19 protein-coding genes are annotated in these 16,468 nt (G+C 44.7%); 13 read left to right on the forward strand and 6 right to left on the reverse strand.

What is annotated here, in order from left to right:
* Positions 1–9: 9 nt before the first annotated feature.
* Both M1D94_RS07245 and nifS read right to left on the reverse strand, forming a co-directional pair.
* On the reverse strand, positions 10–552 hold the full coding sequence (locus tag M1D94_RS07245; RefSeq protein ID WP_004398582.1) for a transcription repressor NadR: 543 nt from the start codon (positions 550–552) through the stop codon (positions 10–12).
* Positions 512–1,699, reverse strand: coding sequence for a cysteine desulfurase NifS (gene nifS, locus M1D94_RS07250; RefSeq protein ID WP_103803776.1), 1,188 nt, complete (start codon positions 1,697–1,699; stop codon positions 512–514). The genes M1D94_RS07245 and nifS overlap by 41 nt, the downstream gene beginning before the upstream one ends.
* A 102-nt stretch (positions 1,700–1,801) precedes the next feature.
* Between nifS and nadB the strand changes: the two genes are divergently transcribed.
* The 6 genes from nadB (at position 1,802) to M1D94_RS07280 (ending at position 8,162) form a co-directional block, all read left to right on the forward strand.
* Positions 1,802–3,397 carry an L-aspartate oxidase gene (gene nadB / locus M1D94_RS07255; protein WP_277708866.1) on the forward strand — a complete coding sequence of 532 codons (1,596 nt, stop codon included), beginning with the start codon at positions 1,802–1,804 and terminating at the stop codon, positions 3,395–3,397.
* Positions 3,351–4,220, forward strand: coding sequence for a carboxylating nicotinate-nucleotide diphosphorylase (nadC, locus tag M1D94_RS07260; protein WP_277708865.1), 870 nt, complete (start codon positions 3,351–3,353; stop codon positions 4,218–4,220). The genes nadB and nadC overlap by 47 nt, the downstream gene beginning before the upstream one ends.
* Positions 4,207–5,313: a quinolinate synthase NadA gene (gene nadA / locus M1D94_RS07265; RefSeq protein ID WP_456270475.1), complete on the forward strand. Its 1,107-nt coding sequence runs from the start codon at positions 4,207–4,209 to the stop codon at positions 5,311–5,313. The genes nadC and nadA overlap by 14 nt, the downstream gene beginning before the upstream one ends.
* 116 nt (positions 5,314–5,429) lie before the next feature.
* Positions 5,430–6,593, forward strand: a complete 1,164-nt coding sequence (gene safA, locus M1D94_RS07270) for a spore coat assembly protein SafA (RefSeq protein ID WP_021480233.1) — start codon at positions 5,430–5,432, stop codon at positions 6,591–6,593.
* Positions 6,594–6,740: 147 nt separating this feature from the next.
* Entirely contained in the window at positions 6,741–7,337 is a 597-nt protein-coding gene (gene sgpA, locus M1D94_RS07275; RefSeq protein ID WP_038829633.1) for a spore germination protein SgpA, read from the forward strand.
* 102 nt (positions 7,338–7,439) lie between these two features.
* Positions 7,440–8,162: a YebC/PmpR family DNA-binding transcriptional regulator gene (locus tag M1D94_RS07280; protein ID WP_004398802.1), complete on the forward strand. Its 723-nt coding sequence runs from the start codon at positions 7,440–7,442 to the stop codon at positions 8,160–8,162.
* A gap of 40 nt (positions 8,163–8,202) precedes the next feature.
* On the opposite strand, the gene M1D94_RS07285 is transcribed toward M1D94_RS07280, so the two are convergent.
* The 3 genes from M1D94_RS07285 to M1D94_RS07295 form a co-directional block, all read right to left on the reverse strand.
* Positions 8,203–9,657, reverse strand: a complete 1,455-nt coding sequence (locus M1D94_RS07285; protein ID WP_021480230.1) for an alanine/glycine:cation symporter family protein — start codon at positions 9,655–9,657, stop codon at positions 8,203–8,205.
* 163 nt (positions 9,658–9,820) lie between these two features.
* Positions 9,821–9,961 carry a hypothetical protein gene (locus M1D94_RS07290; RefSeq protein ID WP_029727127.1) on the reverse strand — a complete coding sequence of 47 codons (141 nt, stop codon included), beginning with the start codon at positions 9,959–9,961 and terminating at the stop codon, positions 9,821–9,823.
* 6 nt (positions 9,962–9,967) lie between these two features.
* Complete coding sequence (locus tag M1D94_RS07295; RefSeq protein ID WP_374953981.1) at positions 9,968–10,519, reverse strand: DUF5412 family protein; 552 nt, start codon at positions 10,517–10,519, stop codon at positions 9,968–9,970.
* Here M1D94_RS07295 and M1D94_RS07300 point away from each other — a divergent pair.
* Positions 10,499–10,621, forward strand: a complete 123-nt coding sequence (locus tag M1D94_RS07300) for a hypothetical protein (RefSeq protein ID WP_141949554.1) — start codon at positions 10,499–10,501, stop codon at positions 10,619–10,621. The genes M1D94_RS07295 and M1D94_RS07300 overlap by 21 nt on opposite strands.
* A 45-nt stretch (positions 10,622–10,666) precedes the next feature.
* On the opposite strand, the gene M1D94_RS07305 is transcribed toward M1D94_RS07300, so the two are convergent.
* Positions 10,667–11,314, reverse strand: a complete 648-nt coding sequence (locus tag M1D94_RS07305; protein ID WP_103803779.1) for a phosphotransferase — start codon at positions 11,312–11,314, stop codon at positions 10,667–10,669.
* Between the two features lie 237 nt (positions 11,315–11,551).
* Between M1D94_RS07305 and iolG the strand changes: the two genes are divergently transcribed.
* The 6 genes from iolG to M1D94_RS07335 all read left to right on the forward strand — a co-directional run bounded on the left by iolG (position 11,552) and on the right by M1D94_RS07335 (position 16,467).
* On the forward strand, positions 11,552–12,577 hold the full coding sequence (gene iolG, locus M1D94_RS07310) for an inositol 2-dehydrogenase (RefSeq protein ID WP_070547599.1): 1,026 nt from the start codon (positions 11,552–11,554) through the stop codon (positions 12,575–12,577).
* A gap of 70 nt (positions 12,578–12,647) precedes the next feature.
* Complete coding sequence (locus M1D94_RS07315; protein ID WP_038829637.1) at positions 12,648–13,955, forward strand: MFS transporter; 1,308 nt, start codon at positions 12,648–12,650, stop codon at positions 13,953–13,955.
* Between the two features lie 47 nt (positions 13,956–14,002).
* Positions 14,003–14,515 carry a sporulation cell-cell signaling protein BofC gene (gene bofC / locus M1D94_RS07320; RefSeq protein WP_014480438.1) on the forward strand — a complete coding sequence of 171 codons (513 nt, stop codon included), beginning with the start codon at positions 14,003–14,005 and terminating at the stop codon, positions 14,513–14,515.
* 138 nt (positions 14,516–14,653) lie between these two features.
* Positions 14,654–15,259 carry a Holliday junction branch migration protein RuvA gene (ruvA, locus tag M1D94_RS07325; RefSeq protein WP_003229717.1) on the forward strand — a complete coding sequence of 202 codons (606 nt, stop codon included), beginning with the start codon at positions 14,654–14,656 and terminating at the stop codon, positions 15,257–15,259.
* A gap of 10 nt (positions 15,260–15,269) precedes the next feature.
* Positions 15,270–16,274, forward strand: coding sequence for a Holliday junction branch migration DNA helicase RuvB (gene ruvB, locus M1D94_RS07330; RefSeq protein ID WP_003229718.1), 1,005 nt, complete (start codon positions 15,270–15,272; stop codon positions 16,272–16,274).
* Positions 16,267–16,467, forward strand: a complete 201-nt coding sequence (locus M1D94_RS07335) for a DUF2905 domain-containing protein (protein ID WP_003222669.1) — start codon at positions 16,267–16,269, stop codon at positions 16,465–16,467. The genes ruvB and M1D94_RS07335 overlap by 8 nt, the downstream gene beginning before the upstream one ends.
* The last annotated feature ends 1 nt before the right edge of the window (position 16,468 follow it).

Consider the following 16,468-nt stretch of genomic DNA (forward strand, 5'->3'; position numbering starts at 1 on the left):
GGGCTTTTTTTAGTCTTTAATTAAAATGCCGGCTTCTTCGAGGGCTTGGCAAGCTTGATCGATGCGATGTTCATCAGGTGCTGTCAGTGTATGCAGGTGCACGCCGTCGGTCAGCTGTGATAAGTAGGCAGCATTCGTAGAATTGATTTTTTTAATGAAATGGCTAACTTCCTTCCGGGTGCCTACTTGGATGGCTGCAGTTAAATCTCCATACACGGGATGCTCGATTTTTACGTCTTTTACTGTAACGCCTTCGTCGACGATGAGCTGCAGTTCCTCTTCTGTCCGTTCAGGACCGTGCAGACATGCTATGATTCTTTCTGCCTGCTGGTGCTGCTGAGCGGCTGCATCCATGTATACATATCCTTGGCTTGTGGCGATAATCGGTACATTTTTCGCTTTCAAGAGCGATATATCCTGTACAATAACCTGTCTTGAAACGTTCGCTTTTTTTGCGAGTTCTCCTCCTGTCAGCGGTGATTTAGATTCCTTCAGCCACAGAAGAAGCTGGTCACGCCTGTTGGCGCCCATTAGCTTTAATTCTTCGGTCAATATCAAATTCTCCTTTCTTTTGTTCCCAAAGCACTGTAAACGTATGTAATAACTGTTCCAGCTGTTCAGCTGTTGTATGCCTGCCAAAAGAGATGCGGATAAATTGCAGAGCTTCTTGTTCGGTTTTTCTTAATGCTTTCATTGTTTCAGACGGACCGTGGTAACCTGCAGAACAAGCGCTGCCGGTTGAAATGCAAATATTACTCCGATTACATTCTAACATAACATATTGTCCTTCAAATGAGTGAAAAAAACACCCTATAATATGCGGAAGACATTCTGCTTGCGAAGTGTCTGCCGCAAGGGTTACAGGGAGAGACCGAATACGGATTTGGTCTAGAAAGTATGTTCTTAATGCCTCATTGCGGGATATCTGTTTTTCCATTTCGCTTACGATCAATTCTGCAGCGGCAGTGAAGGCACCGATCCCGGGAACATTTACGGTGCCGGCTCTGAATCCGTATTCGTGAGTAGTCAGAGGATAAACGGGTTTCCAAGGGACATCCGGCCGGATATAGACCGCCCCTACTCCTTTAGGACCGTGGATTTTATGGCTGGACATTGAGAGTGCATCTACTCCCAGATTTTTTGTATTGATCGGGATCTTTCCAAACGTTTGAACAGCGTCGCAATGAAGAAGAATCCCCTTATTGTGCAGGTATGAAGACAGGTGTTGAATGGGCTGAATGATCCCGGTTTCAGAATTTGCATGCTGAATAGATACAAGGCCTGTTTCCGGCCGGATATGGGCTAGTAAGATTTCCTCGGTAATAAGCCCGTATTCATTCGGTTCAATGACTGTTACATCATATCCCTGCTGTTCCAAAAAAGCAGCGCAATTGTGAATGGACTGATGCTCCATGGCAGTCGTAATAAAATGTCTTTTCGTTTTTGGCAGGCCGTTTAGCAATGATTGAATGGCCAGAAAATTGGATTCAGTGCCGCCGCTTGTAAAATAGATGCCGCTTGCTTCTCCGCCAATGATGTTGGCGATTTTTTCACGGCAGTACTCCAGTATGTGCTTTGCTTTTCCTCCTGCATCATGCAGGCTACTGGCATTTCCGTACATATCCATACTAAGCTTCTGATATACAGTAAGGGCTTCCTCACAAATAGGCGTTGTCGCTGCATAATCTAAATAAATCATCCGGTCTTCCTCCATCCGTTCTCCATAAAAAACTCTTGAGTTTATTTTATCCTTGTGTAAATATAGGTGTCAAGACAGGTGTAAACAACAGGAGGATGGCATATGTCTAAAAAGACGATTGCAGTCATCGGTTCAGGGGCGGCGGCACTTTCCTTAGCTGCAGCTTTCCCGCCCTCATACGAAGTGACTGTTATCACAAAAAAAAGCGTCAAAAACAGCAATTCTGTCTATGCACAAGGCGGGATTGCTGCGGCCTATGCAAAAGATGACTCGATTGAAGCCCATCTGGAGGATACGTTATACGCAGGGTGCGGCCATAATAATCTAGCTATTGCAGCAGACATTTTACATGATGGAAAAATGATGGTTCAAAGCCTATTGGAGCGTGGATTTCCATTCGACCGTAATGAACGAGGCGGTGTTTGTCTTGGAAAAGAAGGGGCCCACTCATACAACCGTATATTTCATGCAGGCGGAGACGCAACAGGCAGGCTGCTTATCGATTATTTGCTCAAACGGATCAACAGCAAAATCAAGTTAATCGAGAATGAAATGGCAGCAGATTTGCTTATAGAGGACGGACGATGTATCGGCGTCATGACAAAAGACAGCAAAGGGCGTCTCAAGGTAAGGCAAGCAGACGAAGTTGTGCTGGCTGCCGGCGGCTGTGGAAACCTGTTTCTTCACCATACAAATGATCCTACTGTCACAGGTGACGGTCTTTCTCTGGCTTACCGGGCCGGGGCGGAATTAACGGATTTGGAGTTTACTCAGTTTCACCCGACACTGCTTGTGAAAAATGGTGTATCCTACGGGCTTGTTTCAGAAGCTGTCAGAGGGGAAGGCGGATGTTTAGTAGACGAAAACGGCCGCAGGATTATGGCTGAACGGCATCCTTTAGGTGACCTGGCTCCAAGAGATATTGTCTCACGGGTTATTCACGAAGAAATGGCAAAAGGAAATCGCGTTTATATAGACTTCAGTGCGATTTCTGATTTTGAAACGCGTTTCCCTACCATCACCGCTATTTGTGAAAAAGCAGGGGTTGATATCCACAGCGGAAAAATTCCTGTTGCTCCGGGAATGCATTTCTTAATGGGAGGTGTTTCAGTTAATCGCTGGGGAGAAACGACAGTGCCGGGGCTTTATGCGATTGGCGAGACAGCATGCTCCGGTTTACATGGAGCAAACCGGCTTGCAAGCAATTCTTTATTGGAAGCGCTGGTATTTGGAAAAAGGGCAGCAGAGCATATTATCCAAAAACCGGTTTATAACAGGCAATATCAATCAGGGCTAGAAACCAGTGTCTTCTACGAGGTGCCGGATATAGAGGTGCATGAACTGCAATGCAAAATGACAAGCCACATGTCTATTTTGCGGGAACAAAGCAGTTTGATTGAGCTTAGCATCTGGCTTCATACGCTGCCTTTTCAGGAAGTAAATGTGAAGGATATCACAATTCGGCAGATGGAACTTTCTCATCTATGGCAAACTGCAAAGCTGATGACGTTTTCTGCGCTTTTGCGGGAGGAAAGCAGAGGGGCTCACTTCCGAACCGATTTTCCTCATGCTGAGGTGAGCTGGCAAGGAAGACAAATTGTCCATACAAAAAAAGGAACGAAGATCAGAAAAAACGAGGGGATTTGGAACAATGAATCATTTACAGCTGAAAAAATTACTGAATCACTTTTTTCTTGAGGATATTGGGACAGGGGATCTTACATCGCAGTCTATTTTTGGAGAACAGAGCTGTGAAGCGGAGATTGTTGCTAAGTCAGAGGGTATCTTTGCAGGGACTGCGGTGATAAAAGAAGGCTTTGCTTTATTAGATGAAAATGTTCAAATTATTTTGCACAAAAAAGATGGGGACATGTTGCATAAAGGTGAAGTGATTGCCGAGTTACACGGTCCCGCAGCTGCGCTCCTTTCAGGAGAGCGGGTCGTATTAAATCTTATTCAGAGGCTGTCAGGAATTGCGACAATGACAAGAGAGGCTGTTCGGTGTCTGGATGATGAACAGATTAAAATTTGTGACACGAGAAAAACAACACCGGGGCTCAGAATGCTGGAGAAATATGCTGTCAGAGCCGGCGGCGGGTATAATCATCGATTCGGTTTGTATGACGGCATCATGATTAAAGATAATCATATCGCAGCATGCGGCTCTATTTTAGAGGCATGCAAAAAAGCCCGTCAGGCCGCAGGGCACATGGTAAATATCGAGGTGGAAATTGAAACGGAGGGACAGCTGCGGGAAGCAATTGCAGCTGGCGCGGATGTTATTATGTTTGACAACTGTCCGCCTGATACGGTCCGTCATTTTGCAAAGCTCACACCGGATCATATAAAAACTGAAGCCTCCGGCGGGATTACGTTAGAATCTTTGCCTGCTTTTAAAGGGACGGGTGTGAATTATATTTCATTAGGATTTCTGACTCATTCCGTCAAAAGTTTAGATATCAGCATGGATGTTACGTTATCAAATGAATCTGTGGAGGAATGCCGTTATGTCAATTCTTGATGTGATCAAACAATCGAATGATATGATGCCCGAAAGTTATAAAGAACTATCGAGAAAGGATATGGAAACGCGCGTTGCCGCCATTAAAAAAAAGTTCGGCAGCAGGCTCTTTATACCAGGCCATCATTATCAAAAGGATGAAGTGATACAATTTGCTGACCAAACAGGCGACTCCCTGCAATTGGCCCAAGTAGCGGAAAAAAACAAAGAAGCGGATTATATCGTATTTTGCGGCGTTCACTTTATGGCAGAAACCGCCGATATGCTGACAAGCGAGCGGCAAACGGTCGTCCTGCCAGATATGAGAGCAGGATGTTCTATGGCTGACATGGCTGACATGCAGCAGACCAATAGGGCATGGAAGAAGCTTCAGCATATATTTGGAGATACGATCATACCTTTAACTTATGTGAACTCCACTGCGGAGATCAAGGCATTCGTCGGAAAGCATGGCGGAGCAACTGTGACTTCTTCAAATGCGAAAAAAGTGCTTGAATGGGCGTTTACACAGAAAAAAAGAATTTTATTTTTGCCTGATCAGCATTTAGGGAGAAATACGGCTTATGATCTGGGCATTGCGCTTGAAGATATGGCTGTGTGGGACCCGATGAAAGATGAATTAGTAGCTGAATCCGGGCATACGAATGTGAAAGTGATTTTGTGGAAAGGGCATTGCTCTGTTCACGAGAAATTCACCACTAAAAATATCCATGATATGAGAGAGCGAGACCCCGACATTCAGATCATTGTGCACCCGGAATGTTCACACGAAGTCGTGACATTAAGCGATGATAACGGATCAACGAAATATATTATCGACACAATCAACCAGGCTCCGGCGGGAAGTAAGTGGGCAATCGGGACAGAAATGAATCTTGTTCAGCGGATCATTCAAAAGCATCCAGATAAACAAATCGAATCACTTAACCCTGACATGTGCCCTTGCCTGACAATGAACCGAATTGATTTGCCGCATTTGTTGTGGTCGCTGGAACAAATTGAAAAAGGAGAACCTTCAGGCGTCATCAAAGTGCCAAAAGCCATTCAGGAAGATGCACTCCTTGCCCTGAATCGAATGCTTTCGATCACGTAGATCAGAAATATTTTCCCTTCCTTTACTCATAACTTCTTTTGTTCAGGCATATGTTGTGAAGAAACATATTGTAATCACAGCTGAACTGTTCACGTTTTGCATAGGAGGGGAAAACGTTGAAAATCCATATCGTTCAAAAAGGTGATTCGCTCTGGAAAATAGCTGAAAAGTACGGAGTCGATGTTGAGGAAGTGAAAAAACTCAATACACAGCTTAGCAATCCAGACTTAATCATGCCTGGAATGAAAATAAAAGTGCCGTCAGAAGGAGTGCCGGTCAGAAAAGAGCCAAAAGCGGGCAAAAGTCCTGCGGCCGGGAGTGTGAAGCAAGAACATCCATATGCGAAAGAGAAGCCTAAATCCGTTGTCGATGTAGAAGACACAAAGCCGAAAGAAAAAAAGTCCATGCCGTATGTCCCGCCGATGCCTAATTTGCAGGAAAATGTGTACCCTGAAGCTGATGTGAACGATTATTATGATATGAAACAGCTTTTCCAGCCTTGGTCGCCTCCTAAACCGGAGGAGCCGAAAAAACATCATGACGGAAATATGGATCATATGTATCATATGCAAGACCAATTTCCACAACAGGAGGCTATGAGTAATATGGAAAATGCAAATTATCCGAATATGCCTAATATGCCAAAGGCGCCAGAGGTAGGCGGTGTAGAAGAGGAAAACGTTCATCACACAGTTCCGAATATGCCGATGCCGGCTGTTCAGCCTTATTATCATTATCCGGCTCATTTCGTACCGTGTCCGGTGCCTGTTTCGCCAATTCTTCCAGGATCAGGATTATGCTATCCGTACTATCCGGCACAAGCTTATCCAATGCATCCGATGCATGGATACCAGCCAGGCTTTGTATCGCCTCAGTATGACCCGGGTTATGAAAACCAGCATCATGAAAACAGCCATCACGGACATTACGGTTCATACGGTGCGCCGCAATACGCATCTCCGGCTTATGGATCTCCGTATGGACATATGCCGTATGGCCCTTATTACGGCACTCCCCAAGTAATGGGAGCATACCAGCCTGCTGCGGCTCATGGTTACATGCCATACAAAGATCATGACGACTGCGGCTGTGACGGTGATCATCAGCCATATTTCTCTGCGCCTGGCCATTCGGGAATGGGAGCTTACGGAAGCCCTAATATGCCATATGGCACAGCTAACCCAAATCCAAACCCATATTCGGCAGGAGTTTCTATGCCAATGACGAACCAGCCTTCTGTAAACCAAATGTTTGGCCGGCCGGAAGAAGAAAATGAGTGATCGTTCGGAACGATGTAAATCGTTCCTTTTTTTGTTTTTAAGCAGATCACTGCCAAATGGAGAGAACTGACACGCTTAACATGCCCCCCATACGCACATGATAAAAGCGAGCAAACATGCTCAATTCGTCCACGGGGGGTTTTTCCATTGGGTAAAAAAATGACGATCGCTAGCCTGATTCTAATGACAGCCGGCTTAACAGCATGCGGAGCAAACGATAATGCTATGAATGATACGCGCAATAACGGCAATACCCGTCCAATCGGATATTATACAAATGAAAATGACGCCGATAGACAGGGAGACGGAATCGACCACGATGGTCCTGTTTCTGAATTAATGGAGGATCAGAACGACGGTAACCGAAACACCACGAATGTAAATAACCGTGACCGTGTTACTGCTGACGATCGTGTTCCTTTGGCAACTGACGGAACATATAACAACACGAATAACCGAAACATGAATCGGAATGCAGCGAACAACGGGTATGACAACCAAGAAAACAGAAGACTGGCTGCAAAAATTGCCAACCGTGTGAAACAAGTGAAAAACGTCAATGACACACAAGTTATGGTATCGGATGATCGAGTAGTTATCGCAGTCAGAAGCCATAGAGAGTTCACAAAGTCTGACAGAGATAATGTCGTAAAAGCAGCGCGCAATTATGCAAATGGCCGTGATGTCCAGGTATCAACAGATAAAGGGCTGTTCAGAAAACTTCATAAAATGAACAACCGCTAGGAAGGAAGGGCTGCCGGAAGTGATATTCGGCAGCCTTTTTCTTTGCATCAGCGAACAATTCCCATTAAAGTGTACATAGAAAATGTAAAAGAAGGTGAAAACATGGCAGGCCATTCCAAGTGGAAAAACATTCAAAAAAGAAAAAATGCACAGGATGCAAAGCGCGGCAAAATATTTATGAAGCTTGCAAAAGAAATCTATGTGGCAGCGAAAGAAGGCGGAGCGGATCCAGAAGCAAATTCAGCATTGCGTCTTGTCATCGAAAAAGCAAAAGGCGCCAATATGCCGAATGAAAATATAGATCGGGCCATTAAAAAAGCTGCGGGAGGCCAAGACGGAAGCAGCTATGAAGAAATCACCTATGAAGGCTACGGCCCTTCAGGGATTGCCGTCATGGTTGAATGCGTAACAGATAATAAAAACCGAACGGCGTCAAATGTGCGGACAGCCTTTAATAAAAATGGCGGAAGTCTGGGAGAAAGCGGATGTGTAGCCTTTTTATTTGAACGAAAGGGGTTCATTACGATAGACCGTACTGAACGGCAAATAGAAGAAGATGAGCTCATGCTTGATGTGCTTGAAGCAGGAGGAGAAGAGCTGCGAATTGAAGAAGACCTATATGAGGTTTTCACAGAGCCTGAGCATTTTGAAGAGGTGAAAACAGCCCTCGAATCGAAATATCTAATTTCTTCGGCGGAGGTGACCATGCTTCCCAATACCTATGCAGAAGCCGATGATCAGGCTGTTGAGAAGCTGGAAACATTAATAGACGTCCTTGAAGATGACGATGATGTTCAAGAAGTGTATACAAACTATCGCTCATAAAAAACCGGCACGATGTCATATCGGGCCGGTATTAGTATGTTCAGGAGACACGTTCACTTTCATGAGTGTATTCTTTCTCCCAGAAATCAGCGTTTTTGATACCCAGCGCTTTTGGATCAAAGACAGGGTCTAAGCCCTGCTTCTTTTGGCGCTCATAATCCTTTAAAGCAAGGAGCGCCGGCTTGGCAAGCAGCACAATGGCAATGACGTTCAGCCATACCATAATGCCAAGCCCTGCATCCCCTAATGCCCAAGCAAGTGAAGCTGTTTTCACAGTACCATAGAACGTGGCGGCTAAAATAATCAGTTTTAAGCCAAGCATCGCCCATTTGCTTTCTCTGCCTCGTGCTAAATAGGCGATATTTGTTTCTGCGATGTAGTAATACGCCATAATTGTTGTAAAAGCGAAGAAGAATAAAGCGATGGCAACAAAGCCTGCACCGAATCCGGGAAGAACACTGTCAATTGCCGCTTGTGTGAAACCAGGTCCCGCTTCTACGCCTTTAAGCTGGTGAACGATAAAGGAACCATCTGCAGCCTGGGTATTGTACATGCCGGTAAACAAGATCATGAAAGCTGTAGCGGAACATACAAACAAGGTGTCAATATAAACAGAAAATGCCTGAACCAGTCCCTGCTTGACCGGATGAGAAACCTCTGCAGCAGCTGCCGGATGCGGGCCTGTTCCCTGGCCGGCTTCGTTTGAATAAATGCCACGTTTAACGCCCCAGGAAATCGCCATGCCGATTAAGCCGCCAAAAGCGGAATCCAATGCAAAGGCGCTTTTGAATATTAATGAGATCACAGCAGGCAATTCAGACACATTCATGACAATAATAATCAAAGACAGCAGGATATATCCAATTGCCATAAATGGAACAATCATTTGCGCCGCATTGGCAATTCGTTTGACGCCGCCAAAAATAATGAACCCTAATAATAAAACCAGACCACACCCTGTGACGAAAGGAGAGATGCCGAATGCATTTTGGATCCCAGCCGCAATGGAGTTGGACTGTACGCCCGGCATTAGAAAGGCCATTGCAATAAGGGCAGCAGCGGCAAATAAGACGGCAAACCACTTAATGCCTAAGCCTTTTTCTATATAATAAGCAGGGCCGCCCCGATATTGACCATCTTGTTTCACTTTGTAAATTTGAGCAAGCGTTGATTCTACAAAGGCACTCGCCGCCCCGATAAAGGCAATCGCCCACATCCAGAACACCGCACCGGGTCCGCCGAATGCAATTGCTGTCGCCACTCCCGCGATGTTTCCTGTGCCCACACGGCCGGACAGCGCAATCGATAACGCTTGGAAAGATGAAACGCCGGCTTCAGAGCTCTTGCCTTTGAACATCTGAACAATCATTTCTTTTAAATGTCGGACTTGTAAAAAACGGGTCATAATTGAAAAGGCGAATCCAATTCCCAATAAAATATAAATGACGGGCGTACTCCATAAGACCGCATTCAAACTAGCAACAAAATCTGCCATCAAGCTTCCCCCTCACTTCAAATTCGAATACATGTATAAAAAGGATTTTGGTCTAATCGAACTATTTCTACAATCGATTTGTCACATTATATGACCTGTAATTATCAATAAGAAGAGGAAGGGAAAAAGAAAAAACGCGGCGTATCGACTACGCTGCGTTTTTCTACAGAGGTAAACTTATGGCAATTGTTATAAAATCTTTCAGCAACAAATAGCCTAGTTCAGTCAAACCGTATATAAAGGATAAAGCAATCACAAAATGATTGAAATGCTTGTCATCATTTGTTCCGTTCATCTTATTCATGTTTCATCACCTCACTGACGCCTGCGGCGGTTCTTCACGGATCCAATGATCATCTTTTCGCCAATCATACGTTTCACCAGTATCAAGATGTAAAGTCTGATTGCCGATTTTCACTGTATTGTGATTGATCCACGTCACTGCTGGGCGGCTGTCCGGGTAATTCCAGTAGATTGTTCTCTTGACAAGTGTTTTTTCATTTACAAGTTCACCTCTGGCTGCATCTAAGCTCAAGGTGTTTTCGGATACATAAGTGTTTAACGTATAGCTGCCGTCCGGCGATTCAACCGATTGGACGAGATTGCCTTTCGGAACGTTTTTTAGTGAAAATAACATCCAATAGATGGCGCCGCCGAAGAAGACCAGCAGGGCAAACATAATAAGCGGGATGTTGCTGCGTGTCTTAATGTGACTCTCTCCCTTTTTTTCTCTCATTTTACTATATATCGGATTCATATGATCTTTACATTTCTTTAAAATTACCTTAATAAAGCAATGATAAGATGAAATAAAGCCAATAAAGGGTGAGGGGAGACAGAAATGGAAAAAACGTATTGTCATTCCGACGAGAAGGACCCAGAAGCGGTCTACTTAACTGTGAGAGGCTATCGAATTAAGCTGTCGCCTGAACAAATGAAACTGATTTCTGCCGTCAGAAAGTAAAAAATACATGATAAAGGCAGCCGCTTGTGCGGCTGCCTTTTTGATTTAAGAATATTTTCTTTTCCGCTGTGCGAAATGCTTTTGAAACCAATCTTTCTTATATAAAAATGCGATGATCTCCAGCCAAAAACCCGGAATCTTTTTGGGGAATATCGGTTTTTTGTAGAGTGCATGATATGCGGATTTTAAGTCGTCCCACTGCGTGCATGTTTTTGTTTGCTCAAATCTCGCAACATCAATCACCCGCACCGCCCCGGTTTTTGTCAATATCAGATTTCGCAAATGAATATCTGACGGGTTCAGTCCGGCTGCCCGGGCGTCAGAAAGCGCTTCTTCAACCTGCTGAATCATGTCATCACTGATTGCAATGCCTTTCTTCAGACAGTTATAAAAGGTTTCACCTTTAATATATTCCATGAGAATAAATGAATCGCCAGTTTCGTAAATGTCAGGATAGAATGCGGACCCGGCTAATTTTTCATAGATCGCTGCTTCTTTGACTGCTGTCGCTCGATATTCCGGAAAAAATACTTTCAGCGCCATTTTTCGACCGCCTTCTGTTAAGGCAAACACATAGGCGCTTCTTCCCTTGCCGATTAGTGTTAATTCCTCGGATTTCTCTTTGACTTTATCAAATCTGCTGTTCTTGCGGTATATGACGGAATGGGCCAGTGCCTCTGCTTTTGTCAGCATTTCATTCACCTTCTTTGCTCTATTTTATGCAGCTGTTTATAGGAAAATCATAAACTGTTCAGGAAAAAGAGCCTAATTCTAGTGTATCTGGTCTTGAAGAAGAAGGCTACTTATAAGCATGAATTGTGATAAAAGTGACATAGAACTTTTAATTTCCATTCTTGAAAAGCGCTTACAAATGGGATAGTATTAATTTTAAATAAAGCGCTTTCGTGAATGATCAAGGGGGAAGAAGCTATGACAAAACAGATTGTGACAGGGATTATCGGTGCAGGCCGCATCGGCAAACTTCATGTTCAAAATATAAGCCGGATTCCTCACATGAAAATAAAAGCAGTCTCTGACATTCAGGCAAGCCGTATAAAAAGCTGGGCCGACAGTCATCAGATTGAATACATAACCTCTGATTATCGTGATTTATTACATGATCCTGATATTGATGCTATTTTTATTTGCTCTCCTACAGCCGTACATGCACAGATGATCAAAGAAGCAGCCGAGGCGAAAAAGCATATATTTTGTGAGAAGCCCGTTAGTTTCTCTCTGGACGAAACGAGTGAAGCGCTTGCGGCTGTCCGGAAACACGGGGTAACACTTCAAGTCGGATTTAACCGCCGCTTTGATCCTCATTTTAAGAAAATCAAAACGATTGTTGAAAATGGTGAAATCGGTACACCTCATTTATTAAAAATCACGTCCCGGGACCCAGAACCCCCGAATATAGGTTATGTCCGTACGTCAGGCGGATTGTTTATGGATATGTCGATCCATGATTTTGATATGGCCAGATATATTATGGGAAGCGAAGTGACGGAAGTATATGCCAAAGGGGCGGCTTTGGTGAATCCTTCTTTTGCGGAGCTGGGTGATATTGATACAGCTGTTATTACACTGACTTTTGAAAACGGTGCCATGGCTGTGATTGATAACAGCCGCCAAGCTGTGTACGGATATGACCAGCGGGTTGAGGTTTTCGGGACGAAAGGCTCTGCAGCGGCTGACAATAGCAGGCCGACAACGGTTGAGGTGTCAACAGCTGATTTTGTGATGAAGGATAAACCGCATTTCTTTTTCCTTGAACGCTATAAGGATTCATATGAGGAGGAGATTCTCCGTTTTGCAGAAGCGATCGGCACAAACCAGGAGACTCCCTGCACCGGCAATGACGGTTTACAGGCCGGAAGGATCGCCAGAGCAGCACAGCAATCGCTTGCTTTTGGCATGCCTGTCAGCATTGAGCACACTGAAAAAATCGCTTTTTAATCTAACAGGATTACAATTCAGCAAGCTTGGGTATATACTCCATTGATACTTTAAGTAGGCGGTGGAGAAAATGAATACAGTACATGCTAAAGGAAATGTTTTGAACAAAATCGGAATTCCTTCTCACATGGTTTGGGGTTATATTGGCGTTGTCATCTTTATGGTTGGAGACGGCCTCGAACAAGGCTGGCTGTCTCCTTTTCTCGTTGATCATGGTCTCAGCATGCAGCAATCCGCATCGTTATTTACCATGTACGGCATTGCTGTCACCATCTCAGCTTGGCTTTCAGGAACGTTTGTCCAAACTTGGGGGCCGAGAAAAACGATGACTGTCGGATTGCTTGCATTTATCCTCGGTTCGGCCGCTTTTATCGGCTGGGCGATTCCTCATATGTATTATCCGGCTCTCTTGGGCAGCTATGCTCTTAGAGGCTTGGGATATCCGCTGTTTGCATACTCTTTTCTCGTATGGGTGTCATACAGCACCTCTCAAAATATTCTCGGCAAAGCCGTCGGCTGGTTTTGGTTTATGTTTACGTGCGGCCTTAACGTGCTCGGCCCGTTCTATTCCAGCTATGCAGTTCCAGCCTTTGGAGAAATCAATACGCTTTGGAGCGCTTTACTGTTTGTGGCGGCAGGCGGAATTCTTGCCTTATTTTTTAACAAAGATAAATTTACTCCGATACAAAAACAAGATCAGCCGAAATGGAAAGAACTGTCGAAGGCATTTATGATTATGTTTGAAAACCCTAAGGTAGGCATCGGCGGAGTGGTCAAGACGATTAATGCGATAGGACAATTTGGATTTGCCATCTTTCTTCCTACTTATTTAGCACGATACGGGTATTCGGTTTCGGAATGGCTGCAAATATGGGGGACGCTGTTTTTTGTGAATATTGTGTTTAATATCATTTTCGGTGCAGTCGGAGATAAACTTGGCTGGCGCAATACGGTCATGTGGTTTGGCGGTGTCGGATGCGGTATTTTTACGCTGGCGCTGTATTACACGCCTCAGCTGATCGGGCATCAGTATTGGGTGCTCATGATTATCGCCTGCTGCTACGGCGCGGCTTTAGCAGGGTACGTCCCATTAAGCGCGCTTTTGCCGACGCTTGCACCTGATAATAAAGGTGCTGCCATGTCAGTGTTGAATTTGGGATCTGGTTTATGTGCGTTTATCGCGCCGGGCATCGTGAGTCTTTTCATTGGGCCGCTCGGTGCAGGCGGCGTGATTTGGATCTTTGCGGCATTGTATTTTTTCAGTGCCTTTCTGACGCGATTCTTGACAATTTCTGAGCAAAGCACAGATGTGTATACGGAGGAACGGTTTGTCAGGGAAAATGTGCAGACAAATTTTGATAAAACGGTTAAGCAGTAGCCTCTTTGGTCAAACTAATCATAAACGTGTGCAAAGAGGTGTAGAGGGTGAAACGATTCAGCACGGCGTATCTTTTGCTGGGCATTCTTTGCTCAGCGGCAGTATTTTTAATAGGAGCTCCTTCCCGCGCACTTGGCGCGGAAGTGGAGCACTATGAGCCGCTGCAGGTGCATGTGCAGCTTGAAAAGGTGTATTTGGACGGCGATGTCAGCATTGAGCATAGGCATGAAAAAGTGTTTTCTATGGATGATTTTTGGGCAGCTTATGCCGGATGGACGCTTGTGGAACAAAAAAAGGGATATGTGCTCTTCCGGAAGCAAATGGACGATATATCTCCGCTCAGCAAGGTCAACGGGTATATCGGTGTATCGGATAATGGAGTGATTTCCACTTTTCATGGGCGGCCTGAGCCAGCTTCCGAACCAATTCAGTCTTTTTTTCAAATTGATTTAGAAAGGCTGGAAAGCCATATGCAAAAAAATCTGCTGAAAGGCATTCCATTTCGGACAAAAGCGGAGTTTGAGGATGTCATCGAACATATGAAGACATACAGCGGGTAACGTCCGCTGATTGAAGACATGTATTCATGTCTTTTTTTTCGTGAAAGAATGAGAGAGAAGCGAACATATGTTAACTTTTCTATAAGACTTTGGCTGTTTTTATGGTACAATGAAGAACAGTCAAAGAGGTGAATTTGCGTGATTGAATTTGTTAAAGGGACGATTGATTATGTATCTCCCCAATATATTGTCATAGAGAACGGCGGCATCGGCTATCAGATTTTCACGCCGAATCCGTTTATATATAAGGAGAGAAGCCAGGAAACGATTTTTACATACCATCATATCAGAGAGGATGCTTTTTCGCTTTACGGTTTTTCAACAAGAGAGGAGAAGGCGCTCTTTACAAAGCTGTTAAACGTGACCGGAATTGGCCCGAAAGGAGCACTTGCCATCTTGGGCTCGGGTGATCCCGGAGCGGTCATCCAAGCAATTGAAAATGAAGATGAAGCTTTTTTGGTCAAGTTTCCTGGAGTAGGAAAGAAAACCGCACGCCAGATTATTCTAGATTTAAAAGGAAAGCTGGCAGATGTTGTGCCTGAAATGATTGAAAATCTGTTTAATCATGAAGAAAGGCTTGAAAAGCAAACAGCGGAAACGGCTCTTGAAGAAGCACTTGAAGCCCTCAGGGTTCTCGGATATGCTGAAAAAGAAATCAAAAAGGTGCTTCCTCACCTTAAAGAAGAAATTGGGCTGACAACAGACCAATATGTGAAAAAAGCATTACAAAAACTATTAAAGTAAGGTGATGTTCATGGATGAACGGCTCGTCTCAAGTGAAGCAGACAACCATGAATCAGTGATAGAGCAAAGCCTGAGGCCGCAAAATCTGGCACAGTATATCGGGCAGCATAAGGTAAAAGAAAATTTGCGCGTGTTTATAGATGCGGCGAAAATGAGACAGGAGACGCTGGATCATGTTCTTCTGTACGGGCCGCCCGGACTCGGAAAAACAACGCTTGCTTCGATTGTTGCTAATGAAATGGGAGTGGAATTGCGGACGACATCAGGGCCTGCTATTGAAAGGCCTGGTGATTTGGCTGCTATATTAACGGCGCTGGAACCGGGAGATGTATTATTTATTGATGAAATACATAGGCTGCACAGATCGATCGAAGAGGTGCTTTATCCTGCAATGGAAGACTTTTGCCTGGACATTGTGATTGGCAAAGGCCCATCTGCCCGCTCGGTTCGGCTCGACCTTCCGCCTTTTACGCTGGTGGGAGCCACGACGAGGGTGGGGCTTTTGACGGCTCCTTTAAGAGACAGATTCGGCGTCATGTCTCGCCTTGAGTACTATACACAAGAAGAACTGGCGGATATTGTCACAAGAACCGCTGATGTATTCGAGGTTGAGATTGATAAACCGTCGGCTCTTGAAATTGCAAGAAGATCGAGAGGGACGCCCCGCGTGGCGAACCGCCTGCTGAGAAGGGTGCGCGATTTCGCCCAAGTGCTGGGTGACAGCAGGATTACGGAAGACATTTCTCAGAATGCGCTGGAGCGGCTTCAGGTTGACCGTCTCGGTTTGGATCATATTGATCATAAGCTGCTGATGGGCATGATCGAAAAATTCAACGGCGGCCCAGTAGGCCTTGATACGATTTCAGCTACCATCGGCGAGGAATCGCATACGATTGAAGACGTATATGAACCATATCTGCTGCAAATTGGATTTATACAAAGAACGCCGCGTGGAAGGATCGTGACACCGGCCGTTTATCATCATTTCCAAATGGAGGCTCCCCGATATGACTGAATTTCCTAAGATCATCATGATTCTTGGTGCTGTTTTGCTTATTATCGGAGCAGTTTTGCATTTTGTCGGCAAGATGCCGGGAGATATTTTTGTAAAAAAAGGAAATGTCACGTTTTTCTTCCCGGTTGTCACTTGTATTATTATAAGTGTGGTATTATCAATTTTGCTTAATCTTTTTGGCAGAATGAAATAAC

The organism is Bacillus sp. JZ109 (assembly GCF_053903135.1).